Source organism: Pseudomonas sp. LBUM1674, from assembly GCF_059695635.1.
Genome location: NZ_CP166779.1, coordinates 435,914 through 462,823 on the forward strand (window position 1 = coordinate 435,914; position 26,910 = coordinate 462,823).

Here is a 26,910-nt window from a genome sequence, read left to right on the forward strand (position 1 = left end):
ATTGCGGGCGCCTGGTTTTGCAGCGTTTTAGCCGATCGTCATCAAGCTCGCATTACCACCTGCCGCAGCCGTGTTAACGCTCAGCGCCCGCTCGATCACCAGGCGCTCCAGCGCAATGCCGGTCTCGCCTTGCGACAAACCATGAACTCCAACGATCGCGCCAGCACGCTTGGCCACTTGCTGGCACACCGCACGCAGCTGATCGGAATGGCCATGATGCAGAACCGCATCAAACACCACTTCATCCTTGTTCCAATCGGCAACCAGCTTGATCCGCGCCTGAACATCCTTTGGCAAACGTGCGAACAATGCCTTGGTCAATTCAGCTTCCGGCCACACCGCCGAGCCGCCCACCGCCAATACCGCTGCGAGTTGGGTCAGCAGGTCGCCTTCGACTTCCGCCAGGCACAGCACGTGTTCACGTGGCAGGATGGCGTAGCTGTTGCGTTCGCCGGTCGGGCCGGCCAGAACACGAGTGATCCCGCTTTGCGATTGTGCCGCGAACTGCACGCACAAGGTGCTCAGGTCAGCGAACTTGTGTTTATCGGCCCAGGCCTTCAGGGCCGTCAGCGGTTTGCTCATGGCATCGCGCAGACGAACATCCGGCGCAGCGATAGCGTCACCGCGAGCGAAGGATTGTTCGATTGCATCGGTAGGACGCGTCGACAGCAGACGGTACAGGTACAGCGGACCACCGGCTTTCGGGCCAGTCCCCGACAAACCTTCGCCGCCGAACGGTTGCACGCCGACCACGGCACCCACGATGTTGCGGTTCACATAGACGTTACCGGCGTTGACGTTGTCGATCACCTTGGCGATGGTCTCGTCGATGCGGGTGTGCACACCCAGCGTCAGGCCGTAGCCGGAAGCATTGATCTGAGCGATCAGCTGGTCGATGTCCTTGCGCTTGTAGCGAACCACGTGCAGCACCGGGCCGAAAATCTCCCGTTGCAGCTCGTCGAAGCTTTCCAGTTCGATCAAGGTTGGCATCACGAAGTTGCCGCGTTTGACTTCTTCGGTATTGGCGATGGCCACCTGGTACACGCTGCGACCTTTGTCGCGCATGCCCTGGATGTGCTTGTCGATGCCTGCCTTGGCTTCGGCGTCGATCACCGGGCCGATGTCCACGGACAAGCGCTCCGGGTTGCCGAGACGGCATTCAGCCATGGCGCCCTTGAGCATTTCGATGACGCGGTCAGCGGAATCTTCCTGCAGGCACAGGACCCGCAGCGCCGAACAGCGTTGACCGGCGCTGTCGAAGGCCGACGATACGACGTCGATCACCACCTGCTCGGTCAAGGCCGAAGAGTCGACGATCATCGCGTTCTGGCCGCCGGTTTCAGCGATTAGCGGAATTGGGCGACCCTGTGCATCCAGGCGACCGGCGACGTTGCGTTGCAGCAAGCGTGCGACTTCGGTAGAGCCTGTGAACATCACGCCTTTGACGCGATCGTCGCCAACCAGACGGGCACCGACGGTTTCGCCACGGCCGGGCAGCAGTTGCAGCACGCCTTCCGGAATCCCGGCTTCGAGCATCAAGCGCACGGCTTGAGCCGCCACCAGCGGCGTTTGTTCTGCAGGCTTGGCCAGCACCGGGTTACCGGCAGCCAATGCAGCAGCGACCTGGCCGCTGAAAATCGCCAGCGGGAAGTTCCACGGGCTGATGCAGACCACCGGACCCAATGGGCGGTGGGCGTCGTTGCTGAAATCATTGCGTGCCTGCACCGCGTAATAACGCAGGAAGTCCACGGCTTCGCGCACTTCGGCGATGGCGTTGGCGAAGGTCTTGCCGGCTTCACGCGCCAACAGGCCCATCAGCGGCTGGATCTCGCCTTCCATCAAATCGGCGGCACGTTCCAGGATCGCGGCGCGTTCGGCGGGCGGGGTGGCCTGCCAGATCGGCGCAGCATTCAGGGCGCACTGGATCGCATTGTCGACGTCGTCGACGGTGGCTTCCTGGACATGACCAACCACGTCGCGCAGATCGGACGGGTTCAAGACAGGCGCAGGCGTTTCAGTGCTGGAAGTGCAACCGAGCATCGGTGCGGCTTTCCAGTGGTTGTGAGCGGTGGCCAGCAGGGCGCAGGACAGCGAAGCCAGACGGTGTTCGTTGGCCATGTCGATGCCGCTGGAGTTGGCGCGCTCGGCACCATAAAGATCACGCGGCAGCGGGATACGCGGGTGCGGCAGGCCGAAGCCGCCTTCCAGCGTCGCCATCTGCTCGATGCTGGCCACTGGATCGGCCACCAGCTCCTGGATCGAAATAGATTGGTCGGCGATGCGGTTGACGAACGAGGTGTTCGCACCGTTTTCCAGCAAACGACGCACCAGGTACGCCAACAGCGTTTCGTGAGTACCGACCGGTGCGTACACGCGGCACGGACGATTCAACTTGCCTTCGGAAACTTTACCTACAACCTGTTCGTACAGCGGTTCGCCCATGCCGTGCAGGCATTGGAATTCGTACTGACCCGGGTAATAGTTCTGACCGGCAATGTGATAAATCGCCGACAGCGTGTGGGCGTTGTGCGTGGCGAACTGCGGGTAGATGACTTCCGGTACCGACAGCAGTTTGCGGGCGCAGGCGATGTAGGAAACGTCGGTGTACACCTTGCGGGTGTAGACCGGATAGCCTTCGAGGCCTTCGACCTGGGCGCGCTTGATTTCGCTGTCCCAGTACGCGCCTTTTACCAGGCGGATCATCAGTCGATGGCGGCTGCGGCGAGCCAGGTCGATCACGTAGTCGATCACATACGGGCAACGCTTCTGATAAGCCTGGATTACGAAACCGATGCCGTTCCAGCCGGTCAGTTGCGGCTCGAAGCACAGGCGCTCCAGCAGATCCAGCGACAGCTCGAGGCGGTCGGCTTCTTCGGCGTCGATGTTCAGGCCGATGTCGTATTGCTTGGCCAGCAGGGTCAGCGACAGCAGACGCGGGTACAACTCATCCATCACGCGCTCGTACTGGGCACGGCTGTAACGCGGGTGCAGGGCCGACAGCTTGATGGAAATGCCCGGGCCTTCATAAATCCCACGACCGTGGGACGCTTTGCCGATCGAGTGGATGGCTTGTTCGTACGAGGCCAGGTATTTCTGGGCGTCGTGCTCGGTGAGTGCGGCTTCACCCAGCATGTCGTAGGAATAGCGGAAGCCCTTGGCTTCGAACTTGCTGGCGTTGGCCAGGGCTTCGGCGATGGTTTCGCCGGTCACGAACTGCTCGCCCATCAGGCGCATGGCCATGTCGACGCCCTTGCGGATCATCGGCTCGCCGCTCTTGCCGATGATGCGGCTCAGGGACGATGTCAGGCCGGCTTCGTTGTGGGTGGCGACCAATTTGCCGGTCAGCAGCAAGCCCCAGGTGGCGGCGTTGACGAACAGCGAAGGGCTATTGCCCAGGTGCGGGTGCCAGTTGCCGGTGCTGATCTTGTCGCGAATCAGTGCGTCGCGGGTGCCTTTGTCCGGGATACGCAGCAGCGCTTCGGCCAGGCACATCAGCGCCACGCCTTCCTGGGACGACAGGGAAAACTCCTGCAACAAGCCCTGAACGATACCGGCACGGCCACCGGCGCTCTTCTGATTGCGCAGTTTCTCGGCAATCGAGGCGGCGAGTTTGTTGGTGGCTTCGGCCATCGCAGCCGGCAGGCGAGCCTGTTCGATCAGCATCGGCACCACTTCGGGTTCCGGGCGACGGTAGGCGGCGGTGATCGAAGCACGCAGCACCGATTGCGGCAGGATGCTTTCGGCAAATTCAAGGAAGCACTGGTGGGCGTGATCCAGCGGCACGTCGACGGCTTCGTCGGAATCCTTGGTCAAACCGTTCAGCTCGGTCAGGGTTGCACCACCCTCGAGTTTTTCCAGGTAATTGAAAATTGCCTGCTTGATCAGCCAGTGCGGCGTGCGATCAATCGAGGTCGCGGCGGCCTTGAGGCGCTCGCGGGTCGGGTCGTCTAGTTTGACCCCAAGGGTGGTGGTAGCCATATTTTTATCCTCATGTTTGCCACGACCGCGTGGCATCAGCTGGCGGCAAGATTAGCTGCGCAGCTGGCGAGGTGCAACCGGGTGCAACCCTTTTTTTGTCGGAATGTTACGCAGCTCGTCAGGAAATAAATTCCGCTACGTTCGTATCGTTCCTGCTGGGTGCTTTTACTTCTAGTAATGAGCTTTGACTGCCCTAAAAGGGCGCAAAAACAGGGTTATTGCAGATAAATCCGACTAGGTGCAACTTATTCTCGAGAAACTGGTTGCACCTTATTTGCTTTGTTGAATAGCATTCGCGCCCAAGGTGCAACCGGCCATAAAAGTCAGGTGTGCCGGCTGATGGCTTTCCTGGGGAAACATCAGTCATAAATGCGCGGATCCAGGATCGTCTGTCAAACGTCATCGTTTGCGCGCGGTTCACCAGCCGCCGCTACATAAAAACAAAGCCAGGGCATCACTTAATGAGCGTTAGCAATCCAACCCTGATCACGTTCGTGATCTATATCGCAGCAATGGTGCTGATCGGCTTCATGGCCTATCGCTCCACCAACAACCTTTCTGACTACATTCTGGGCGGTCGTAGCCTGGGCAGTGTCGTGACGGCATTGTCCGCCGGCGCCTCCGACATGAGCGGCTGGTTGTTGATGGGCCTGCCGGGCGCTATCTACATGTCCGGTCTTTCCGAAAGCTGGATCGCCATTGGCCTGATCGTCGGTGCTTACCTGAACTGGCTGTTCGTTGCGGGTCGTCTGCGTGTGCAGACCGAGCACAACGGCGACGCACTGACCCTGCCGGATTACTTCTCCAGCCGTTTCGAAGACAAAAGCGGCCTGCTGCGGATCATCTCCGCGGTCGTGATCCTGGTGTTCTTCACCATCTACTGCGCCTCCGGCATCGTGGCCGGTGCCCGTCTGTTCGAAAGCACCTTCGGCATGTCCTACGAGACGGCGCTGTGGGCCGGCGCTGCGGCGACGATTGCCTACACCTTTGTCGGTGGCTTCCTGGCTGTCAGCTGGACTGACACCGTACAAGCCACGCTGATGATCTTCGCCCTGTTGCTGACGCCGATCATCGTGCTGCTGGCCACCGGCGGCGTCGACACCACGTTCCTGGCGATCGAAGCGCAAGATGCCAGCAACTTCGACATGCTGAAAAACACCACCTTCATCGGCATTATCTCGCTGATGGGCTGGGGCCTGGGCTACTTCGGCCAGCCGCACATCCTCGCGCGCTTCATGGCGGCGGATTCGGTCAAGTCGATCGCCAACGCCCGTCGCATCTCCATGACCTGGATGATCCTGTGCCTGGGCGGCACCGTGGCGGTAGGCTTCTTTGGTATTGCTTACTTCTCGGCGAACCCTGACGCGGCCGGTCCTGTGACCGAAAACCACGAACGTGTGTTCATCGAACTGGCGAAAATCCTGTTCAACCCGTGGATCGCCGGTGTTCTGCTGTCGGCCATTCTGGCGGCGGTGATGAGTACCTTGAGCTGCCAGTTGCTGGTGTGCTCGAGCGCCCTGACCGAAGACTTCTACAAAACCTTCCTGCGTAAAACCGCTTCCCAGGTTGAACTGGTCTGGGTCGGTCGCGCCATGGTGCTGCTTGTTGCCCTGATCGCCATCGCAATGGCCGCCAACCCGGAAAACCGCGTACTGGGTCTGGTCAGCTACGCCTGGGCCGGTTTCGGTGCCGCGTTCGGCCCTGTCGTCCTGATCTCTGTGATCTGGAAAGACATGACCCGCAACGGCGCACTGGCCGGTATCCTGGTCGGCGCGATCACTGTGATCGTGTGGAAACACTTCGAGTTGCTGGGTCTGTACGAAATCATCCCAGGCTTCATCTTCGCCAGCCTGGCGATCTACATCGTCAGCAAACTGGGCGCGCCGACTGCCGGCATGCTGCATCGCTTTGCTGCGGCCGAGGCAGATTTCCGCCTGAACAAGTGATGGGAATGAGCTGAAGCTCAGACCTTTCGCCGAACATGAGAACGGCCCGCTTCCCTTTGGAGGCGGGCCGTTTTTTTGTTTTTTCAGTCTGCGAGCGATTTCCTTCGGCAGTTCCAACTGGGGGGATGTGCCCGCGGCCGCCGCGCAGAGTGCCCGCTCAGCCGCGAACCCCTGACGTCCAGCCCCGTACAAGGTAAACTTGCCGCCCTTCGCAGGAGCAGCCATGAATTATCGTCACGCCTTCCATGCCGGCAATCACGCCGACGTGTTCAAACACCTGACCTTGACCCGCCTCATCGCCCTGATGTCGCGCAAGGAGCAGCCGTTTGCCTATCTCGACACCCACGCCGGTATTGGCCTGTATGACCTGCAGGGCGATGAGGCGGGCCGTACCGGTGAATACCTGGAAGGCATTGCGCGTTTGTGGGATCAGCCGGATCTGCCGATCCTGACGGCTGATTACATGCAGGTCCTGCACGAGATGAACCCGGATGGCCAGTTGCGCTATTACCCGGGGTCGCCGGAGTTGGCGCGACGTCTGACCCGTCCGCAGGATCGGGTGTTGCTTAACGAGAAGCACCCGCAAGATGGTGTGTTGCTCAAGGACAACATGAAGGGCGATCGTCGGGTGAAGGTGCATCTGGGCGAAGGCTGGCATGTGCCGCGGGCAATGTTGCCGGTGCCGGAGAAGCGCGCGGTGATGTTGATTGATCCGCCGTTCGAGCAGCTCGATGAGATGCAGCGTTGCGCGGCGTCGTTGAAAGAGGCGATCGGCCGGATGCGCCAGACCGTGGCGGCAATCTGGTATCCGGTGAAGGACCAGCGCATGTTGCGGCGCTTTTATCAGGATCTGGCTGGCACGGGCGCGCCGAAGTTGTTACGGGTGGAGTTGTTGGTGCATCCGCTGGATACGCCGAACAGCCTCAATGGCTCGGGATTGGCGATTGCCAATCCGCCTTGGGGGCTGGAAGAGGAATTGCGTGAGTTGCTGCCGTGGTTGTCCAAGAAGCTTGGGCAGACCCAGGGTGGGTGGCAGATGGATTGGTTGATTGCTGAATAGGGTAAATCGACAAGCAAGATCAAAAGATCGCAGCCTCGTTTCACTCGACAGCTCCTACAAGGGAATGCTTAAACCCGTAGGAGCTGTCGAGTGAAACGAGGCTGCGATCTTTTGCTTTTTGGGGGTCAGATCGGGCAGGTCACACCGGTACCGCCAATCCCGCAATACCCTTCTGGATTCTTGGCCAGGTACTGCTGGTGATACGCCTCGGCGAAGTAGACCGTCGGGGCTTCGTCGATTTCGGTGGTGATGGTGCCTTTGCCGGCCTTGGTCAGTTCGGCCTGGAACACCTGCGCGCTGCGCTTGGCGGCTGCCAGTTGGTCTGGGTTGGTGGCGTAGATCACCGAGCGATACTGCGTGCCGATGTCGTTGCCCTGACGCATGCCCTGGGTCGGGTTGTGCAGTTCCCAGAACATCTTCAGCAGCTCGTCGTAGCTGACTTTTTCCGGCTCGTAGACCACGAGCACGACTTCGCTGTGCCCGGTCAGGCCCGAGCAGACTTCTTCATAGGTCGGGTTCGGCGTGAAACCACCGGCATACCCCACCACGGTGCTGACTACGCCTTCACGCTGCCAGAAGCGACGTTCCGCACCCCAAAAGCAACCCAGGCCGAAGATTGCAAAGTCGACATTGGTGGCGAACGGGCCCAGTAGCGGGGCGTCGTGGACGAAGTGTTTCTCCGGCACGGTCATTGGGCTTTCACGGCCAGGCAGAGCTTGTTCTTTGGTAGGAAGCACGTTTTTGTTTACCAGAATTTCCGAGCGCAGAACCATTATCAGTCCTCTCAGTCAGGTTGGAATGTTGATACGCAGACTGCCAGTGTGCCCAATGCCGTCCAGTTACGCACTACCCGTGTGCCCCTGGGGTGGCCACACGGATTGCGGTGTGCTGTCAGGCGATCGGACCACGCGGGTAGCGTTTGAGTTTTTCGATCAGCTCGCTGCCCGGAATCGGTCGGTCGAACAGGTAGCCCTGGCCGACGTCGCAACGGTGGCGGCGCAGGAAGGCCAGCTGCTCAGCCGTCTCGATGCCTTCAGCCACGACCTTGAGTTTCAGGTTGTGGGCCATGGCGATCACCGCGGAGGTGATTTCCATGTCGTCCTGGTTGTCGGGGATTTCGTGGATGAAGCTTCGATCGATCTTGATGATGTCGATCGGGAATTTTTTCAAGTAACTGAGCGACGAGTAACCGGTCCCGAAGTCGTCCATGGCCAAGGTCAGGCCCAGGCGCTTGAGTTGGTCGAGCTGCAAGTGGGTGTCTTCGGTGGCTTCCAGCAGCAGGCCCTCCGTCAACTCAAGCTCCAGCAGGTTCGCCGGCAATGCTTCTTCCTTGAGGATGCTGGCGATGGACGCCACCAGGTCCGGGTCGGAGAACTGTTTGGGTGACAGGTTGATCGCCACCTGAAGATTGCCCAGGCCAGAGGCCGTCAGGTCCTTGCTCATGCGGCAGGCCTGGCGGGCGATCCATTTGCCGATCGGGATTATCAGGCCGGTTTCTTCGGCGACGCTGATGAACTGGTCCGGGCGGATCATGCCTTTTTGCGGATGGTTCCAGCGCAGCAAGGCTTCCATCCCCAGCAGGCGACCGCTGCGCAGGCAGAGCTTGGGCTGATAAAACACGTCCAGTTCGTTCTGGGTCAGGGCGCGGCGCAGGTTGTTCTCGACGAACAGTTTGTAACTGGCTTCGGCGTTCAGCGTTTCGGTGAAGACCTGTACCTGATGTTTACCGTTGGCCTTGGCCTTGTGCAGCGCCAGCCCGGCGTTGCGCATCAGGGTCTGCGGGTCGCGCCCGTGCAGCGGCGCGCAGGCCAGGCCCACGGAACCGGTGACGCTGATCAATTGGTTGTCGACGAACATCGGCTTGTCGAGGGTCGCCAATATCTGGTTGGCGACTTGCTGGCCAACCGAGAGGTCGGTGTTGTCCAGCAGCACAGCGAATTCGTTACTGGCAAAGCGCGCCAGGCTGCCACTCGGGCTCAGGCTGTTGCGCAGTCGCCGGGCCAGGCTGATCAGCAACTTGTCACCGGTTTGGTGGCCAAGGCTGTCGTTGATCCGCTTGAAGTTGTCGATGTCCACCAGCAACAGGCTGATCGGCGTATCGCTGTCCCGGGCGAAGCGTTCATCGAGGTTGCGAATGAACGCCGGGCGGTTGCCGAGGTTGGTCAGGTTGTCGGTGTAGGCCAGGCGCTCGATACGCTGGTGGGCAAGCTTGGTCTGGGTGATGTCTTCATAGATGCCGATGTAATGGGTCAACTCGCGGTTGTCACCGAAGACTTTGGAAATCGACAACTGACCCCAGTAGGGTTCGAGGTTTTTGCGCCGGCTTTTGAACTCGCCCTGCCAGCTGTTGCTCATGGTCAGCGCCGAGGGTGCGTCAAACAGCAGTTCGCTGAGGTTTTCCAGCGCCGGCAGTTCCGACAGCCGCTGGCCGTGGACTTCATCGGTGGTGTACTGGGTGATCGCCGTGAAGCTTGGGTTGACGTACTCCACCACGCCGTCGCGATTGACGAGCAGGAAGGCGTTGGCGCTTTGTTCCACCGCACGCTGGAACAGGTGCACAGCGCTGGCGGCGGTGCGGCGATTGTGATTATTGATGACCTGGGCGCGCTGATTGAGTTCCAGGACGAATTGCAGGCGCGAGTTCTGGGTTGCCAGGTCCAGCGTCGGCAGCTGTTGTTCGTCCTCGAATAATCCGTCCACGACCATCAGGTAGCCGCGCAGCAGGTGTCGATTGTGTTGTCGGTAGGCCTCGCCCAGCTCGAGCAGGCTCAGGGAGCCTTTGGCGGTGTGCAGGTTGTAGCGGATCAGGTAATGCGGGCTGTCGCTGAGTTGCTGCTGAATCGCGTCGTGCAGTTGATAGCGCGCCTCGGGCTCCATCAGGCTGGCGTAGGGTGAGTCGACCAGGGCACAAAGCTCCGTGGCCGGCTGACCAAACTGTCGTTCGCAATTGGGATCGAGAAACAGTAGCGCCCAGCTCGGTTCATTCAGCCGTTCGAAACGCAGCATGCCCAGCCGCGAGGGCACAGGCAACTGCGTCACGACCTCGGCCACCATACGGCTGGCGGCATCGGGTTGGCTTTTCATGAAGGGAGACTCGCTTCGAAGGTGCTGGTCGCGCCGGGCTCGCGCCCTCTTTTCTGTTGCGTGACGCAAGGTTGCATCATTGCGACACCGACTGACAAGAGAGATGAAAGCCAAGTGCTATAAGAATATGTCGGCAGGGACCAGGAATGCTGCAGTGGCGGTACAAAAGTAGTGTTCCGGCCCGAAAGGATCGCAGCCCTGCAGGCTGCGATCCGGGAGTTTTCAGCGCAATGGAATTTCAATCCTCTGCAACAGGTTGCCCGTTCTGCCGTGATAACTGATGCAAATCTTTGCAGTATCAATCACCAGATGGGCAAAGTTGTCCTGGCTGACCATCTCGCCGGCCAGTTCATGCCGATACTCGCCCGATTCAGTTTTGGCCAATGGCTGATCGAGAATGAAGCTGGAAACCTTGGCATAGGGCAGCATTTTGCTGTTGCTCAGCGGCGATGACACCAGGGTGTGAATCTCGAATTCCGGGTCCTCGCTGTGGGTCATTCGGCTGACCAGCGAGCCATGCACGTCGCCGGAGACGATAAAGACGTTCCTGAGGCGATGCTTGCGGATGGTCTCCAGCAGGCGCAGTCGCTGCTCGGGAAACCCTTTCCAGCCATCATCACCGTCTTTGATCAGGTCGGGGTACAACATTACGCTGGTGACCACGAATTTGACCCGGGCCGTGCTGTTGATCAGCCACTCGCACAGTGCCAGCTCCTGCTCTTGATCAATCATGCGTCGGTCATTGGCTGCGAGGTTGCGCCGGGTGCGGCAATCAATGACGAACCATTCGATATCTCCTTCGCAAAACTGATACCAATATCGGTCCGATGCCGGATTGATCTGGCCGTTATCGAGCAGTGGGTGAGTCGGGCTGTGGCTGGCTTGATATAACTCGTAAGCGAGCATTGCATTGTTATACATATAGTCGTCATTGCGCGTTCTTTTGGCCGGCCAGTTATCCTCTATTTCATGATCATCAAGAATCATGTAAGTGGGAATAGTGGACATCAGCTGGCTGATATTGGGTTGGGAAAAAGCAGTGCGGTATCTAAGGAGCATTTGATTGAGCTCGCGGTCGGGAGCAATCGCGTTCAGGTCATCCAGATAGACCTGGTCGCCGGTCATCAATATCGCGCTGACAGGAGGATCACTCTGCTCTGCAAGCGTTATGATCGAGGCGAAAATCCGGTCGCTGAGGTGCGGCAATATCGGTACCCCGCCAGTCAACTGCAGGTATCGGCACGAGCCGAAGATATAAGCGCGTGGTTGGGTAGCTTCATCGGAAGGCGTACGAAAGCGGTAAATGTCCTGGGGCCATTGCAGTGGCAGCTCCGTGACTGTCTCCAGGGTATGCGCCGGGCTTGCAAGGCTGAGCCAGCCCGCCTGGTATTCGTATTCAGTGTTGGCAACGAGATCATTGAGGGCAATGACCTGGGACATGTCGCGTACGGATTCGAGTTTGGTAAAAACGCTATCCAGCCAACGTTGGTCCCCCCGTGGTCGATATCGGATACCGGCAAATGCCTGGGTGTTCATCTGGAACTTGCCACGCACGAAAATACGCGCGTGGTTGATTGTCGTGTGGCCAATAATCGGGCCGACCGTTGGTTTGAACATGCATGAGTCCATTCAGTAGTGCGCTTATCAATCAAGTATTGATGTCAGCGCGCATAGTTAGAGTCGTATCATCAAGACTATTGATTGGACCCTAAAAAATACTGGGCAGAAATGGACTGGAGTTGTGGGCGATATCAGCCACAACTGTAGGAAGGCTCGGATAAAACATCAGGCAAAAAAAAGCCCCGCCAAATGGGCGGGGTTGAGGTACGAGCGTGGCGCTCGGAAAACGTGGGACGCAACGGGCCCTCCAGTGAAGGAGGGCCAGTCGGTGTTACAGCAGGATGGTGCGGATGTCCGCCAGCAGGTCGCTCAGACGCTTGGTGAAGCGTGCAGCAGCGGCACCGTTGATCACACGGTGATCGTAGGACAACGACAGGGGCAGCATCAGTTTCGGCTGGAAGGCTTTGCCGTCCCAGACTGGCTGGATGGTTGCCTTGGAGACACCGAGGATCGCCACTTCCGGCGCGTTGACGATCGGCGTGAAGCCGGTGCCGCCAATGTGGCCGAGGCTGGAAATGGTGAAGCAGGCGCCTTGCATGTCGTCAGCGGTGAGCTTCTTGTCGCGGGCTTTGGCGGCCAGCACGGCGGCTTCGGCTGCCAGTTGCAACAGGCTCTTCTGATCGACGTTCTTGATGACCGGTACCAGCAGGCCTTCAGGGGTGTCGACTGCGAAGCCGATGTTCACGTACTTCTTGCGGATGATCGCTTTGCCGCTTGGTGCCAGCGAACTGTTGAAGTCCGGCAGTTCCTTGAGCAGGTGCGCGCAGGATTTGAGCAGCAGCGGCAGGATGGTCAGCTTGACGCCAGCCTTTTCTGCAACGGCTTTCTGAGCGACACGGAACGCTTCCAGGTCGGTGATATCAGCCGAATCGAACTGAGTCACGTGCGGAATGTTCAGCCAGCTGCGATGCAGGCTCGACGCGCCGATTTGCATCAGGCGGGTCATCGGTACTTCTTCGATTTCACCGAAGCGGCTGAAGTCGACGACCGGAATCGGCGGGATACCCGCGCCGCCGGTTGCGCCAGCAGCAGCGGCTGGTGCTTCCTTGGCCTTCTGCATCATGGCTTTGACGTAAACCTGCACGTCTTCTTTCAGGATGCGACCGTGCGGACCACTGGCGCCGACGGCGTTCAGCTCGACGCCGAATTCACGGGCCAGTTGGCGTACAGCCGGGCCAGCATGAACCTTGGCGCCCGGCTTGGCCGGTGCCGCAGCAGGTGCGGCCGGTGCCGGAGCAGCAGGCGCAGCGGCGGCTGGAGCTGGAGCGCCAGGAGCAGCAGCGGCCGGAGCCGGGGCAGCAGCAGGCGCAACGCCTTTGACTTTCAGCTTCAGAATCAGGTCGCCAGTACCGACTTCGTCATCCAGCTTGATGGAAACGCTTTCCACCACACCAGCGGCAGGCGATGGAATTTCCATGCTCGCCTTGTCGGATTCCAGGGTGATCAGCGACTGGTCGGCTTCAACGGTGTCGCCGGCCTTGACCAGGACTTCGATGATCTTGGCCTTGCCTGCCGAACCGATGTCCGGGACGTGAATGTCTTGGACAGTGTCCGCAACCGGTGCAGCCGGGGCTGCAGCGGCTGGCGCTGGAGCAGCGGCAGCAGGTGCCGCCGCCTGAGCTGGCGCGGCCGCAGCCGGTGCCGCGGCACCTGCCACTTTCAGGGCCAGAATCAGGTCGCCAGTGCCGACTTCGTCGTTGAGCTTGACGCTGATGCTTTCGACCACGCCAGCGACGGGCGAAGGGATTTCCATGCTGGCCTTGTCGGACTCCAGGGTGATCAGCGACTGATCAGCCTCGACGGTGTCGCCGACCTTGACCTGGATCTCGATGATCTGGGCCTTGCCCGACGAACCGATGTCCGGGACGTGCACTTGCTGGGTGGTTGCAGCAGCAGGCGCGGCAGCTGGAGCTGGAGCCGCGGCGGCAGGAGCAGCTTCAGCCTTGGCAGCCGGCGCAGCGGCAGCCGCAGGGGCCGCAGCAGCGGCACCTTCGACTTCCAGCTCCAGCAGTTCGTCGCCTTCTTTCAGGCGATCGCCCAGTTTCACTTTCAGGCTTTTGACGATGCCGGCCTTGGGAGCAGGAACTTCCATGCTCGCCTTGTCCGACTCAAGTGTCAGGATGCTCTGCTCGGCTTCGATACGGTCGCCGACCTTCACAAACAGTTCAATTACTTCACCTTCACCGCTGCCGATGTCAGGTACGCGAATGAGTTCGCTCACAGAGTGTCTCCTCAGCAGTCCAGTGGGTTGCGTTTTTCCGGGTTGATCCCGAACTTGGCGATGGCTTCAGACACCACCTTGGGTTCGATATCACCACGGTCAGCCAAGGCTTCCAGGGCTGCCAACACCACGAAATGACGGTCGACTTCGAAGAAGTGACGCAGCTTCTTACGGCTGTCACTGCGGCCGAAACCGTCGGTGCCCAGGACTTTGAATTCCTTGGACGGGACCCACTGACGAATTTGTTCAGCGAACAGCTTCATGTAGTCGGTGGAGGCGATGACCGGACCTTTACGGCCGTTCAGGCACTCTTCGACATAGCTCAGTTTAGGCTTCTGGCCCGGGTGCAGACGGTTGCTGCGCTCGACGGCCAGGCCATCGCGACGCAGTTCGTTGAAGCTGGTAACGCTCCAGACGTCAGCGCCGACATTGAACTGTTCACGCAGGATCTTCGCCGCTTCACGCACTTCACGCAGGATGGTGCCGGAGCCCATCAGCTGAACGTGGTGCGCCGCTTCGCGGGTGTCTTCTTCGAGCAGGTACATGCCCTTGATGATGCCTTCTTCGACACCGGCCGGCATGGCTGGCTGCTGGTAAGACTCGTTCATCACGGTGATGTAGTAGAAGACGTCCTGCTGCTGTTCGGTCATCTTCTTCATGCCGTCCTGGATGATCACCGCCAGCTCGTAGCCGTAGGTTGGATCAAAGGTGCGGCAGTTCGGGATGGTGGCAGCCAGGATGTGGCTGTGACCGTCTTCGTGTTGCAGGCCTTCGCCGTTCAGCGTGGTCCGGCCGGCGGTGCCGCCGATCAGGAAGCCACGGGTGCGGCTGTCGCCAGCGGCCCAGGCGAGGTCGCCGATACGCTGGAAGCCGAACATCGAATAGAAGATGTAGAACGGCAGCATTGGCTGGTTGTGGCTGGAGTACGAAGTACCGGCAGCGATGAAGGAGCTCATGGCGCCCGCTTCGTTGATGCCTTCTTCGAGGATCTGGCCCTTCTTGTCTTCCTTGTAGAACATCACCTGGTCTTTATCGACTGGTTCATAGAGCTGGCCGACGGAGGAGTAGATGCCCAACTGACGGAACATGCCTTCCATACCAAAGGTACGGGCTTCGTCCGGGATGATCGGGACAATGCGCGAGCCGATTTCCTTGTCCTTGACCAGTTGCGCGAGGATCCGCACGAAAGCCATGGTGGTGGAGATTTCACGGTCGCCCGAGCCGTCCAGGATAGCCTTGAGGGTATCGAGTGCCGGGGTCGGAATGTTGAAGCTTTTTGCACGACGCTGTGGCACGAAACCGCCCAGTGCAGTGCGGCGCTCGCTCAGGTAGCGGGCTTCGGCGCTGTTCGGCTCCGGCTTGAAGAACGGCAGGTTTTCCAGCTCTTCGTCTTTGACCGGAATGTCGAAGCGATCACGGAACAACTTCAGGCTGTCGACATCGACTTTCTTGGTGTTGTGCGCCGTGTTTTTCGCTTCGCCGGCACCAGTGCCATAACCTTTGATGGTCTTGGCCAGGATGACGGTCGGTTGTTCTTTGTGGTTGACCGCTTCGTGGTACGCCGCGTAGACCTTGTACGGGTCGTGACCACCACGGTTGAGCTTCCAGATCTCGTCGTCGGACAGATCAGCAACCATCGCCTTGAGTTCTGGCGAGTTGAAGAAGTGTTCACGCACGAACGCGCCGTCTTTGGCTTTGTAGTTCTGGTACTCGCCGTCGATGACTTCGTCCATGCGGCGTTGCAGGATACCGTCGACGTCTTTGGCCAACAGTGGGTCCCAGAAACGGCCCCAGATGACTTTGGTCACGTTCCACTGAGCACCGCGGAACACGCCTTCGAGTTCCTGGATGATCTTGCCGTTGCCGCGAACCGGACCATCAAGGCGCTGCAGGTTGCAGTTGATGACGAAGATCAGGTTGTCGAGCTTCTCGCGGCCAGCCAGCGAGATCGCGCCCAGGGATTCCGGCTCGTCGCACTCGCCGTCGCCCAGGAAGCACCAGACTTTTTGCTTGCCTTCAGGGATAAAGCCACGGGCTTCCAGGTACTTCATGAAGCGTGCCTGGTAGATCGCCTGGATCGGGCCCAGACCCATGGATACAGTCGGGAACTGCCAGAAGTCAGGCATCAGCCAAGGGTGCGGGTAGGACGACAGGCCCTGACCGTCCACTTCCTGGCGGAAGTTGTTCATCTGGTCTTCGGTGATGCGGCCTTCCATGAACGCACGGGCGTAGACGCCTGGCGAGGTGTGACCCTGGAAGTAGATCAGGTCGCCGCCGTGTTCGTCGGTCGGGGCCTGGAAGAAATAGTTGAAGCCGATGTCGTACAGGGTTGCGCTGGAGGCGAAGCTGGAGATGTGACCGCCCAGGTCAGAATCTTTCAGGTTCGTGCGCATCACCATGGCCATCGCGTTCCAGCGTACCAGCGAGCGAATGCGGCGTTCCATGAACAGGTCGCCAGGCATGCGTGCTTCGTGGGTAACGGGGATGGTGTTGCGGTACGGCGTGGTGATGGCGTAAGGCAACTGCGAACCGCTGCGGGTCGCGAGTTCACCCATACGGGTCATCAGATAGTGAGCACGGTCTTCGCCTTCTTTGTCGAGAACCGATTCCAGGGCGTCCAGCCATTCCTGGGTTTCGACGGGATCGAGGTCTTGCATGGCTTGCTCCAGGGCGGAAAGGCTTCCAGAATCGGTTGCCTGAGTTTGCGACTGGCCTTGTGGGCAGACGATATAAATTCTTGGATTGCCGAGAGGTTGTTCCGGCGGCGTGTAGTTTTACTACAAATCATCGGGCATTTCAGCCTTTCGAATGTATAGACGAGTAGTAAAACTACAGATGAGCGGCTTGTGGCCTCCAGCTGCGTTGTGAGAATAATCGTTAAGGTTGGTCTTTTGCCAACCGTAAAAGGTGAAAGCTTGATGCTGTCTGCCAAAAAGAAAGAAATTTCAGCTATTTCTAACCTTTGTTCGACAGTCGATCAGGTAGTGTATTTTCGCGAATCACTACATGCAGCCCTCTACACGCCGATCAAGGATAGACCATGAGCCTCCCTTCGCTTGCCGAACTGCCCGCCGTCCTGCTGCCGTTGGTCACCCGCGCCGAGCAGTCGTTCCGTACAGCCGCCGCCGGGCTGGATGACGACCGGGGGCTGTCCGGCTGGACGCCTGAACGCTGGGCACAATTCGCCCGGGTCACCGCTGCCAGCGACTTCGTGATCGAACAGAGTGCGCGCGACCCTTCCATGTTGCTGGAGCTGGTGCAGTCCGGCGAACTGGACCGCCATTTTGCGCCCGGTGAATTGTGCGGGCAGATTGCGGCAGCCGTGAGCGCGGTGGAAACCGACGATGAGCTCGGTCGCGCCCTGCGCCGCCAGCGTAATCGCCACCAGGTGCGAATCATCTGGCGCGACCTGACCCGTCAGGCCGATCTGGTCCAGACCTGCCGCGACCTCTCGGACATGGCCGATGCCAGCATCGATCAGGCCTATCAGTGGTTGTACTCGCGGCATTGCCAGCAATTCGGCGTGCCGACCGGCCGGCGCAGTGGCGAACCACAACAGATGGTCATCCTCGGCATGGGCAAACTCGGCGCGGTGGAACTCAATCTGTCGTCGGACATCGACCTGATCTTTGCCTACCCCGAGGGTGGCGAAACCGTCGGCGTGAAGCGTTCGCTGGACAACCAGGAATTTTTCATTCGTCTCGGCCAGCGTCTGATCAAGGCACTGGACCCGATGACGGTCGATGGCTTCGTGTTCCGTGTCGACATGCGCCTGCGGCCATACGGCTCGGCGGGTGCATTGGTGCTGAGCTTCAACGCACTGGAACAGTATTACCAGGACCAAGGCCGCGATTGGGAGCGCTATGCCATGATCAAGGCGCGGGTGGTGGCTGGCGATCAAGTGGCCGGCGCGCAGTTGCTCGACCTGTTGCGGCCGTTCGTTTACCGGCGTTATCTGGACTTTTCGGCCATTGAAGCGCTGCGGACCATGAAGCAGCTGATCCAGCAGGAAGTCCGGCGCAAGGGCATGGCCGACAATATCAAGCTCGGCTCTGGCGGGATCCGTGAAGTCGAGTTTATCGCCCAGGCCTTTCAGTTGATTCACGGTGGTCGCGACCTGAGCCTGCAGCAACGTCCGCTATTGAAAGTACTGAGCACGCTGGAAGGTCAGGGTTACCTGCCGCCGGCGGTGATCAGCGAACTGCGCGAAGGCTACGAATTCCTGCGCTACACCGAACACGCCATCCAGGCGATTGCCGACCGCCAGACCCAGATGCTGCCGGACGGCGCGCAAGACCAAGCGCGCATTGCCTTTATGCTGGGCTTCGCCGATTGGGCGGCTTTCCATGAGCAGCTCATGTATTGGCGCGGCCGGGTGGCATGGCACTTCGGTCAGGTGATCGCCGACCCCGATGAAGAGGAGGGCACCGAGAGCGAAGTGGTGGTAGGCGGTGAATGGCTGCCGTTGTGGGAGGAAGCCCAGAACGAAGAAGCGGCCTGTCGCCAGTTGGAAGAGGGCGGTTTCACCGATGCGGCCAAGGCCCTGAAAGCCTTGGCCGGCCTGCGCGGTAGCCCGCAGCTGCGCGCCATGCAGCGTCTGGGGCGTGAGCGCCTTGATGCCTTCATCCCGCGCTTGCTGGCCCAAGCCGTGGAACACGCTAATCCCGATCTGGTATTGGAGCGGGTGCTGCCGCTGGTTGAAGCCGTGGCGCGCCGTTCTGCGTACCTGGTGTTGCTGACCGAGAACCCCGGCGCGCTGCGACGCTTGCTGACCCTGTGCGCCGCGAGCCCGTGGATCGCCGAACAAATCACGCGCTTCCCGCTGCTGCTCGATGAGTTACTCAACGAAGGCCGGCTGTTCAAGCCGCCCTTGGCGCCGGAACTGGCCGCCGAGTTGCGTGAGCGCCTGACACGGATTCCCGAGGACGACCTCGAACAGCAGATGGAGGCCTTGCGGCATTTCAAGCTGGCGCACCGCTTGCGGGTGGCGGCTTCGGAAATCGCCGGCAGCCTGCCGTTGATGAAAGTCAGCGATTACCTGACCTGGCTCGCCGAAGCGATTCTCGAACAGGTATTGGCCCTGGCCTGGCGCCAGACTGTAACCAAGTACGGCACGCCACTGCGCACCGACGGCACGGTGTGCGATCCCGGCTTCATCATTGTCGGTTACGGGAAAGTCGGTGGGCTGGAATTGGGGCATGGTTCGGACCTGGACCTGGTGTTCATCCACGACGGCGATCCGCAGGCGGAAACCGACGGGCCCAAGCCTATCGATGGCGCCCAGTTCTTCACTCGGCTCGGGCAGCGGATCATTCACTTGCTGACGACCCAGACCAACTCCGGTCAGCTATACGAAGTGGATATGCGCCTGCGCCCGTCCGGTGCTTCGGGGTTGCTGGTGAGCTCCCTGGGGGCGTTTGCCCGTTATCAGGAAAACGAAGCCTGGACCTGGGAGCACCAGGCATTGGTGCGGGCGCGGGTACTGGTGGGCAGTGAGGATGTCGGCCGAGCGTTTGAAAAAGTTCGGGCCGCGGTGTTGGGCAAATCACGAGACCTGGCGACCTTGCGGCAGGAGGTCAGCGAGATGCGCGCCAAGATGCGCGATAACCTCGGCAGCAAGAGCACCGCGGCAGGCACCGGGGCAAATGCCTTCGAGGCCACGGCACCATTCGATCTCAAGCAGGACGCCGGAGGTATCGTCGATATTGAATTTATGGTGCAATACGCGGCTCTGGCGTGGTCGCAAACGCACCCGTCATTGCTGCGCTGGACCGATAACATCCGCATTCTGGAGGGGTTGGAGGAGGAAGGGTTGATGCCCGCCGAAGACGCCAGCCTGTTGCGGGAGGCCTATAAAGCCTACCGCTCCGCCGCCCACCGGCAGGCCTTGCAGAAGGACCCCGGCGTGATACCCGGCGACCAGTTCGCGGACGAACGACGGCAGGTACTGCGGATCTGGCGTGAGCTGGGGTTAAGCTGATTCTCGAACGGGGAGGCGTATGCCTCCCCGGTTCGTTTATGGAAACCACATGAAAATTCTGATCGTTGGGCCCAGTTGGGTCGGTGACATGGTGATGGCGCAGACACTTTTTCAGTGTCTCAAGCAACGCCACCCGCAATGCGAAATCGACGTGCTGGCCCCCGAGTGGAGCCGGCCGATTCTCGAGCGCATGCCCGAAGTGCGCCAGGCCTTGAGCTTTCCGCTCGGCCACGGAGTCCTGGAACTGGCGACCCGTCGGCGCATCGGCAAATCCCTGGCCGGCCAGTATGACCAGGCGATCCTGTTGCCCAATTCCCTGAAGTCGGCGCTGGTGCCTTTTTTTGCCGGCATCCCGAAACGCACCGGCTGGCGTGGCGAGTTCCGTTATGGCCTGCTCAATGACGTACGCACGCTGGACAAAGAACGTTACCCATTGATGATCGAGCGCTTCATGGCCCTGGCTTACGAGCCCGGCCTTGATCTGCCCAAGCCCTATCCGCGGCCGAGCCTGCAAATCGATCCGGTCACCCGCGAAGCGGCACTGGCCAAGTTCGGTCTGGCCCTCGACCGTCCGGTGTTGGCGCTGTGCCCCGGTGCCGAGTTCGGCGAATCCAAGCGCTGGCCTTCCGAGCACTACGCCAAGGTGGCGGAAACGAAAATTCGTGAGGGTTGGCAAGTCTGGCTGTTCGGTTCGAAAAACGATCATGCCGTCGGTGAAGACATCCGGTCGCGGCTGATTCCCGGCTTGCGTGAAGAGTCGGTGAACCTCAGCGGCGGCACGTCCCTGGCCGAAGCCATCGACCTGATGTCCTGTGCCGACTCGGTAGTCTCCAACGACTCCGGCCTGATGCATGTCGCCGCCGCGCTGAATCGCCCGCTGGTGGCGGTCTACGGCTCGACCTCACCGGGCTTCACGCCGCCATTGGCCGAACACGTCGAGATCGTGCGCCTGGGCATCGAATGCAGTCCGTGCTTCGATCGCACCTGCCGTTTCGGCCATTACAACTGCCTGCGCCAGCTGATGCCGCAAGCGGTGAACGAAGCCTTGCAGCGGTTGCAGGGCACTGTGGTCGAGGTCAAATAATTTGCGGGTTCTGTTGATCAAGACGTCTTCGCTGGGCGACGTGATTCACGCGTTGCCAGCGCTGACCGACGCGGCGCGAGCGATTCCCGGCATCCAGTTCGACTGGGTGGTGGAAGAGGGTTTTGCCGAAATTCCGACCTGGCACCCGGCCGTGGGCAAGGTGATTCCAGTGGCGATTCGTCGCTGGCGCAAGAATATCTGGCAGACCATCAAGAGTGGCGAGTGGAAGCGCTTCAAGCAAAGCGTTCGCGCCACACACTATGACTTGGTGATCGATGCCCAAGGCCTGCTGAAAAGCGCGTTGCTGACCCGTTACGTCAAAGCTCCGGTGGCTGGGCTGGACAAGGATTCGGCACGCGAGCCCATCGCCGCACGCTTTTATTCCCGGCGTCTGGCCGTGGCCCGTGGACAACACGCGGTGGAGCGGGTGCGTCAGCTGTTCGCTCTGGCTTTGGGTTATGACCTGCCCAAAGGGTTGGGCGACTACGGTCTGAATGTCGAACGACTGGTGGAATTGCCGCGCAAAAATCCTTACGTGCTGTTCCTGCATGGCACCACCTGGGACACCAAACACTGGCCTGAAGCCTACTGGCGGGAGCTGGCCGAGCGTGTCGGCTACCTCGGCGTGGCAGTGAAACTGCCTTGGGGCAATGCGCTGGAGAAGGCCCGGGCCGAGCGCATCGCCAAAGACATGAAACACGTCGAAGTGCTGCCTAGACTGAACCTGGCGGGTATCGGCAAGGTGCTGGCCGGCGCACAAGCCTGCGTAGCGGTGGACACCGGTCTCGGGCACCTCGCCGCAGCGCTGGATGTACCGACGCTTTCGTTGTTCGGTCCGACCAACCCGGGGCTGACCGGCGCCTATGGCAAGTCGCAGATTCACCTGGCCAGCGATTTCCCTTGCGCGCCGTGCCTGCAAAAGAAATGCACCTATCAACCGACGGCCGAAGATCTCCGTCGGTTCGACCTGAAACGCGAGTGGCCCCTGTGCTTCACGCGTCTGAACCCCGAGCGTGTCGCGAGCCGATTGAGCACGTTGTTACTGGCTGAGGAGTTGCGCTGATGCAATTGGCATTTGTCTTGTACAAGTACTTTCCCTTTGGTGGCTTGCAGCGTGATTTCATGCGCATCGCCCTGGAATGCCAGCAGCGAGGCCATCAGATTCGCGTCTATACGCTGATCTGGGAAGGCGACATTCCACCGGGCTTCGAAGTGCTGGTGGCGCCGGTCAAGGCGTTGTTCAACCATCGGCGCAATGAAAAGCTCAGTGAGTGGATGGAAGCGGATCTGGCCAAGCGCCCGGTAGACCGTTTGATCGGTTTCAACAAGATGCCGGGCCTGGACGTTTACTACGCCGCTGACGGTTGCTTCGAGGACAAGGCGCAGAATCTGCGCAACTCGCTGTACCGTCGTTGGGGTCGCTACCGGCACTTCGCCGAGTACGAGCGCGCTGTCTTCGCCAAGGAAGCCAAGACCGAAGTACTGATGATTTCCGAAGTCCAGCAGCCGCTGTTCATCAAGCATTACGACACGCCGCTGGAACGTTTCCATCTGCTGCCGCCAGGTATCTCTCAGGATCGTCGCGCGCCAGCCAATGCCACCGAGATTCGGGCCGATTTCCGTCGCGAATTCAACCTCAAGGACGATGAACTTTTGCTGGTGCAGATCGGTTCCGGGTTCAAGACCAAGGGTGTGGATCGTAGTCTCAAGGCGTTGGCCGCCTTGCCCGCCAATCTGAAGAAACGCACCCGGCTATTTGTAATTGGCCAGGACGACCCCAAATTATTCCAGATGCAGAGCGCCACATTGGGGCTCGGCGACAACGTGACGTTCCTCAAGGGCCGCAGTGATATTCCGCGTTTCCTGCTCGGTGCCGACCTGCTGATCCACCCGGCCTATAACGAAAACACCGGGACCGTGTTGCTCGAAGCCCTGGTGGCCGGATTGCCAGTGCTGGTGAGTGCGGTGTGTGGTTATGCCCATTACATCGCCGAAGCTGACGCCGGTCTGGTGCTGGACGAACCTTTCGATCAGGCGCAGTTGACGCAATACCTGACCGGTATGTTGAACGACGATCAAGCGCGGGCGGCCTGGAGTCGCAACGGTCTGGCCTTCGCCGAGACGGCCGACCTCTATAGCATGCCGCAGCACGCGGCCGATGTGATTCTGGCGGAGCACGCGCAATGAAGTTGATGCTGGCTGAACCGTTCAAGAGCCTCTGGGCCGGACGCGACCCATTCGCCGAAGTCGAGAAGCTTGAGGGCGAAGTGTATCGCGAGCTTGAAGCGCGCCGGACCCTGCGTACCGTCGTTGCTGGCAAAGGGTTTTTCGTGAAGATCCACCGCGGCATCGGCTGGGGCGAGATCTTCAAGAACCTGCTCACCGCCAAGCTGCCGGTGCTCGGTGCCGGCCAGGAGTGGAAGGCCATTGCGCGCCTGCAAGAAGTCGGTGTGCCGACAATGACCGCCGTCGCTTACGGGGAGAAAGGCAGCAACCCGGCGGATCAGCACTCGTTCATCGTCACCGAAGAACTGGCACCCACCGTCAGCCTCGAAGATTTCAGTATCAATTGGGTCAAGCAGCCACCCTTGCCGAAACTCAAGCGTGCGCTCATTGCCGAAGTCGCGCGCATGACCGGCATGATGCATCGCGCCGGCGTCAATCACCGCGACTGTTACATCTGCCACTTCCTGCTGCACACCGACAGACCGGTGACGGCTGAAGACTTGAAACTCTCGTTGATCGACCTGCACCGTGCCCATACCCGCCCGACGATTACCCAGCGCTGGCGCAACAAGGACCTGGCGGCGCTGTATTTTTCGGCGCTGGACATCGGCCTGACCCGTCGCGACAAACTGCGTTTCCTCAAGGGTTATTTCCAGAAACCCCTGCGCCAGATCCTCGGCGAAGAGGCTGGGTTGCTCAGCTGGCTCGAAGGCAAGGCCAACAAGCTCTATGAGCGTAAACAGCGATACGGGGACGCGCTCTGATGCCGGGTTGGAAACTGGAGCCTGCTTACAGCGATCTGGCAGAAGATTTCGGCAGCCTCGAGGCGGTGTTTGCGCTTGAGGGTGAGCGTTTGACCCGCGACCCGTTGTCCGAGGTCATTCGCGTCAAACGCAATGGCGTCAACTATTACGTCAAGCGCTATGTCGGTGCGGGTAAAGGTCTGCGTCGTTACCTGGGCAAACCCCGGGTCAAAGCCGAGTGGCAGAACCTCAAGCGCTTCGCCAAATGGGGCATTCCCACGGCCGAGGTGGTGGCCTGGGGCCTGGAGCGGCGTGGAGCGGCCTATGATCGCGGAGCGATGATCACCCGTGAACTGCCCAATACCGAAGATTTGTCCGCCCTGGCGGAACGGCATGATCCGAAGCTGGCGGACCGCGCCTGGGTCGACACCGTCAGTCGACAGTTGGCCTCCTACACCCGGACCATGCACGATCATCGTTTCACCCATAACGATTTGAAGTGGCGCAACCTGTTGATTGACGATCAGGCCCGGCTGTTTCTGATCGACTGCCCCAATGGCGATTTCTGGCGCGGCTTCTGGCTCAAGTACCGCATTACCAAGGATCTGGCCTGCCTGGACAAGGTGGCCAAGTATCAACTGTCGGCCACCCAGCGCCTGCGCTTTTACCTGCAATACCGCCAACGGCCCCGGCTCGATGCGGCCGACAAGAAACGAATCCGGCACGTGCTGAGATTTTTCGAGGGGCGCGAATGACTGATTTTCTCGCCGCTGAAGACCGTGCGCTGCTCGAGCGTCACGGCCTCGGCACCTTCGACGCACTCTGGGCCAGGCAACTCGACGCTGTGGATGAGCCCAACACCGCGCGCGGTGGCTGGAGCAGTGTGTTTCGGCTGGACCTGGAAGGGCATGGCTACTACCTCAAGCGCCAGAGCAACTATCAGATGCGTACCTTGCATGCACCTTTTGGCGAGCCGAGTTTTGCCCGTGAATTTCGCAACATCAGTCGCTATGAGCGCTTCGGGATTCCCGCATTGAAGGCGGCGTTCTTCGGTGAGCGCAAAGTCGACGGCGAGGTTCGGGCGATTCTGTTGACCCGTGCCCTCGATGGATGGGATGACCTGGATTCGTTGTTGCAGCGCTGGTCGGATTTGAGCGCGACGCAGCACTCGATGATTCTGCTGGCCTGTGGGCAATTGGCCCGGCGCCTTCACGGCGCGCGTCAGGTTCACGGCTGTTTCTACCCCAAGCATATTTTTCTCCAGGCCACCGGCGACGGTTATCAGGCCCAGCTGATCGACCTGGAAAAGACCCGACCGCTGCTGTTCGGTTCGCGTGACCGGGCCAAAGACCTGGAGCCGTTGCTGCGCCGGGCGCCAGAGTGGAACGAAGCGCAATTACGCGAGTTGCTGGCTGCCTATCTGGATCAATCCCGGGACAGCTCGCTGATCGATAGCTGGCTTACCCGCCTGCACGCACGACGCAGTCACAAGGAGACCCGCTGATGCGTTTGTCCGAGCTGAAAAATGCTGGCCGCAGCCCTGGCCTGCCGTTGAATATTTCACTGGCCGATGCCGCCGGCCCTGCCGAGTTGCAGTTGCTGAGCCTGTTGCGGGTCTTGCCCGGGCAGCGTTATGTCGGCGCCGGAGTCTGGCGCGGTCGGCCGGTATTGGCCAAATTATTGGTCGGCAGCAAGGCGGCGCGGCATTTTCAGCGTGAACTGGATGGCGTGCGTTTGCTCGCCGCCCAGGGCCTGACCACGCCGCAGCTGTTGGCCGACGGCCTGAAAGAGGGCGAGGGCGGTTGGCTGCTGTTTGATTTTCTTGAAGGCGCCCAGAGCCTGGGGCAGGCCTGGAAGCAGGTCGAGCAGTTGCCCGTATTGGCGGATGAGCAATCGGCGGTCCTGGCCGATGCGCTGGGCGCGATTGGTCAGCTGCACCGCAAAGGCCTGTGGCAGGAAGACCTGCATCTGGACAATCTGCTGCGCCAGAGCGGCCGGCTGTATTTGATCGATGGCGCGGGCATCCGTGTCGAGACGGCCGGCAAACCGCTGTCGCGCCAGAAAGTGTTGGAAAACCTCGGTGTGTTTTTTGCCCAGTTGCCCAAGTCGCTGGAGCCCTTCACCGAAGAATTGCTGGTGTATTACCTGCTGAGCAACGGCGAGCATGCGTTGCCCATGGAGGCCTTGCAGCAGCAGATCGACAAGGTTCGACGCTGGCGCCTCAAAGATTTTCTGACCAAGGTCGGCCGCGAATGCACGCTGTTCAGTGTCCAGCGCGGGGCGTTCGGTTTGCGGGCGATTCGCCGCGAGGAAGAAGCGGCGATGCTGCCGGTGCTGGAGCAGGCCGACGCCTTGCTCGATCAGGGCCATCTGTACAAGACCGGCGGTGCTGCGAGCGTCGGCAAGGTCGAGGTGGGCGGTCGTACGCTGGTGATCAAGCGCTACAACATCAAAGGGTTTGCCCACTGGCTCAAACGCTTCTGGCGTCCGAGCCGTGCCTGGCATTCCTGGCGCGAAGGCAATCGGCTGGCGTTTCTTGGCATTGCCACGCCCAAACCTCTGGCATTACTGGAAAAGCGCTTTCTCTGGTTACGCAGTCGCGCTTATCTGATCACCGAGCACTTGTCGGGACCGGACATCATTGAGCGCTTTGCGCCGTACGTTGAGAGCGGCGATGCGCCGGAGGCTGAACTGGCGGCGCTGGATCATTTGTTTGCAGAGTTGATTCGTGAACGGATCAGCCATGGGGACTTCAAGGGGCACAACCTATTCTGGCAGCAGGATCGCTGGGCGCTGATTGACCTGGATGCGATGTGTCAGCATGGCTCGCTCAGCAGTTTTGCCCCGGCGTATGCGCGGGATCGGGCGCGGTTCATGCGTAACTGGCCGGAGAGTAGTGCGCTTTATCAAGTCATCGATCAGCGTCTTCCCAGGGACATCTCCAGCGCTGCCTGAATCGCCTTCGCGA

16 protein-coding genes are annotated in these 26,910 nt (G+C 60.2%); 10 read left to right on the forward strand and 6 right to left on the reverse strand.

Annotation, left to right across the window (positions count from 1 at the left end; translation table 11 throughout):
• Positions 1-27: 27 nt before the first annotated feature.
• A complete protein-coding gene (putA, locus tag ACA067_RS02055) occupies positions 28-3,978 on the reverse strand; it encodes a trifunctional transcriptional regulator/proline dehydrogenase/L-glutamate gamma-semialdehyde dehydrogenase (RefSeq protein ID WP_497460400.1) in 3,951 nt (1,316 codons plus the stop codon).
• Positions 3,979-4,439: 461 nt separating this feature from the next.
• Here putA and putP point away from each other — a divergent pair, with 461 nt between their 5' ends.
• A complete protein-coding gene (putP, locus tag ACA067_RS02060) occupies positions 4,440-5,924 on the forward strand; it encodes a sodium/proline symporter PutP (RefSeq protein ID WP_497460401.1) in 1,485 nt (494 codons plus the stop codon).
• 223 nt (positions 5,925-6,147) lie between these two features.
• Positions 6,148-6,984, forward strand: coding sequence for a 23S rRNA (adenine(2030)-N(6))-methyltransferase RlmJ (locus tag ACA067_RS02065; RefSeq protein WP_497460402.1), 837 nt, complete (start codon positions 6,148-6,150; stop codon positions 6,982-6,984).
• Between the two features lie 125 nt (positions 6,985-7,109).
• Here the strand turns inward: ACA067_RS02065 and msrA are convergent, their stop codons facing one another.
• The 5 genes from msrA to aceE all read right to left on the reverse strand — a co-directional run bounded on the left by msrA (position 7,110) and on the right by aceE (position 16,566).
• Entirely contained in the window at positions 7,110-7,757 is a 648-nt protein-coding gene (gene msrA, locus ACA067_RS02070) for a peptide-methionine (S)-S-oxide reductase MsrA (RefSeq protein WP_497460403.1), read from the reverse strand.
• Between the two features lie 118 nt (positions 7,758-7,875).
• Positions 7,876-10,068 (reverse strand): putative bifunctional diguanylate cyclase/phosphodiesterase, encoded by a 2,193-nt coding sequence (locus tag ACA067_RS02075; RefSeq protein ID WP_497460404.1) that lies wholly within the window; start codon positions 10,066-10,068, stop codon positions 7,876-7,878.
• A gap of 222 nt (positions 10,069-10,290) precedes the next feature.
• The gene (locus tag ACA067_RS02080; protein ID WP_497460405.1) at positions 10,291-11,685 is read right to left on the reverse strand and encodes an alkaline phosphatase D family protein; all 1,395 of its coding nucleotides are present in this window, start codon (positions 11,683-11,685) and stop codon (positions 10,291-10,293) included.
• Positions 11,686-11,959: 274 nt separating this feature from the next.
• Positions 11,960-13,909, reverse strand: a complete 1,950-nt coding sequence (aceF, locus tag ACA067_RS02085) for a dihydrolipoyllysine-residue acetyltransferase (protein ID WP_497460406.1) — start codon at positions 13,907-13,909, stop codon at positions 11,960-11,962.
• An 11-nt stretch (positions 13,910-13,920) separates the two neighbouring features.
• Positions 13,921-16,566 carry a pyruvate dehydrogenase (acetyl-transferring), homodimeric type gene (gene aceE, locus ACA067_RS02090; RefSeq protein WP_497455018.1) on the reverse strand — a complete coding sequence of 882 codons (2,646 nt, stop codon included), beginning with the start codon at positions 16,564-16,566 and terminating at the stop codon, positions 13,921-13,923.
• A 383-nt stretch (positions 16,567-16,949) separates the two neighbouring features.
• On the opposite strand from aceE, the gene glnE reads away from it, so the two are divergent.
• Genes glnE through ACA067_RS02130 form a run of 8 tightly spaced genes read left to right on the forward strand, consistent with a single transcriptional unit; the run spans position 16,950 to position 26,897 of the window.
• Complete coding sequence (gene glnE / locus ACA067_RS02095; RefSeq protein WP_497460407.1) at positions 16,950-19,889, forward strand: bifunctional [glutamate--ammonia ligase]-adenylyl-L-tyrosine phosphorylase/[glutamate--ammonia-ligase] adenylyltransferase; 2,940 nt, start codon at positions 16,950-16,952, stop codon at positions 19,887-19,889.
• Between the two features lie 49 nt (positions 19,890-19,938).
• Complete coding sequence (waaF, locus tag ACA067_RS02100; protein ID WP_497460408.1) at positions 19,939-20,973, forward strand: lipopolysaccharide heptosyltransferase II; 1,035 nt, start codon at positions 19,939-19,941, stop codon at positions 20,971-20,973.
• A 1-nt stretch (position 20,974) separates the two neighbouring features.
• Positions 20,975-22,036, forward strand: a complete 1,062-nt coding sequence (gene waaC / locus ACA067_RS02105) for a lipopolysaccharide heptosyltransferase I (protein ID WP_497460409.1) — start codon at positions 20,975-20,977, stop codon at positions 22,034-22,036.
• Positions 22,036-23,160, forward strand: a complete 1,125-nt coding sequence (locus ACA067_RS02110) for a glycosyltransferase family 4 protein (RefSeq protein ID WP_497460410.1) — start codon at positions 22,036-22,038, stop codon at positions 23,158-23,160. The genes waaC and ACA067_RS02110 overlap by 1 nt, the downstream gene beginning before the upstream one ends.
• The gene (gene rfaP, locus ACA067_RS02115; protein WP_497460411.1) at positions 23,157-23,963 is read left to right on the forward strand and encodes a lipopolysaccharide core heptose(I) kinase RfaP; all 807 of its coding nucleotides are present in this window, start codon (positions 23,157-23,159) and stop codon (positions 23,961-23,963) included. The genes ACA067_RS02110 and rfaP overlap by 4 nt, the downstream gene beginning before the upstream one ends.
• The gene (locus tag ACA067_RS02120) at positions 23,963-24,697 is read left to right on the forward strand and encodes a lipopolysaccharide kinase InaA family protein (RefSeq protein WP_497460412.1); all 735 of its coding nucleotides are present in this window, start codon (positions 23,963-23,965) and stop codon (positions 24,695-24,697) included. The genes rfaP and ACA067_RS02120 overlap by 1 nt, the downstream gene beginning before the upstream one ends.
• Positions 24,694-25,446, forward strand: a complete 753-nt coding sequence (locus ACA067_RS02125; protein WP_497460413.1) for a lipopolysaccharide kinase InaA family protein — start codon at positions 24,694-24,696, stop codon at positions 25,444-25,446. Before ACA067_RS02120 ends, ACA067_RS02125 begins: the two co-directional genes overlap by 4 nt.
• Positions 25,446-26,897 carry a lipopolysaccharide kinase InaA family protein gene (locus tag ACA067_RS02130; protein ID WP_497460414.1) on the forward strand — a complete coding sequence of 484 codons (1,452 nt, stop codon included), beginning with the start codon at positions 25,446-25,448 and terminating at the stop codon, positions 26,895-26,897. Before ACA067_RS02125 ends, ACA067_RS02130 begins: the two co-directional genes overlap by 1 nt.
• Positions 26,898-26,910 lie beyond the last annotated feature (13 nt).

Bases quoted from the DNA above. Each gene is read 5' to 3' on its own strand.
- putA (WP_497460400.1), bottom strand. From the start codon at position 3,978: ATGGCTACCACCACCCTTGGGGTCAAACTAGACGACCCGACCCGCGAG.
- putP (WP_497460401.1), top strand. From the start codon at position 4,440: ATGAGCGTTAGCAATCCAACCCTGATCACGTTCGTGATCTATATCGCA.
- ACA067_RS02065 (WP_497460402.1), top strand. From the start codon at position 6,148: ATGAATTATCGTCACGCCTTCCATGCCGGCAATCACGCCGACGTGTTC.
- msrA (WP_497460403.1), bottom strand. From the start codon at position 7,757: ATGGTTCTGCGCTCGGAAATTCTGGTAAACAAAAACGTGCTTCCTACC.
- ACA067_RS02075 (WP_497460404.1), bottom strand. From the start codon at position 10,068: ATGAAAAGCCAACCCGATGCCGCCAGCCGTATGGTGGCCGAGGTCGTG.
- ACA067_RS02080 (WP_497460405.1), bottom strand. From the start codon at position 11,685: ATGTTCAAACCAACGGTCGGCCCGATTATTGGCCACACGACAATCAAC.
- aceE (WP_497455018.1), bottom strand. From the start codon at position 16,566: ATGCAAGACCTCGATCCCGTCGAAACCCAGGAATGGCTGGACGCCCTG.
- glnE (WP_497460407.1), top strand. From the start codon at position 16,950: ATGAGCCTCCCTTCGCTTGCCGAACTGCCCGCCGTCCTGCTGCCGTTG.
- waaF (WP_497460408.1), top strand. From the start codon at position 19,939: ATGAAAATTCTGATCGTTGGGCCCAGTTGGGTCGGTGACATGGTGATG.
- ACA067_RS02110 (WP_497460410.1), top strand. From the start codon at position 22,036: ATGCAATTGGCATTTGTCTTGTACAAGTACTTTCCCTTTGGTGGCTTG.
- rfaP (WP_497460411.1), top strand. From the start codon at position 23,157: ATGAAGTTGATGCTGGCTGAACCGTTCAAGAGCCTCTGGGCCGGACGC.
- ACA067_RS02120 (WP_497460412.1), top strand. From the start codon at position 23,963: ATGCCGGGTTGGAAACTGGAGCCTGCTTACAGCGATCTGGCAGAAGAT.
- ACA067_RS02125 (WP_497460413.1), top strand. From the start codon at position 24,694: ATGACTGATTTTCTCGCCGCTGAAGACCGTGCGCTGCTCGAGCGTCAC.
- ACA067_RS02130 (WP_497460414.1), top strand. From the start codon at position 25,446: ATGCGTTTGTCCGAGCTGAAAAATGCTGGCCGCAGCCCTGGCCTGCCG.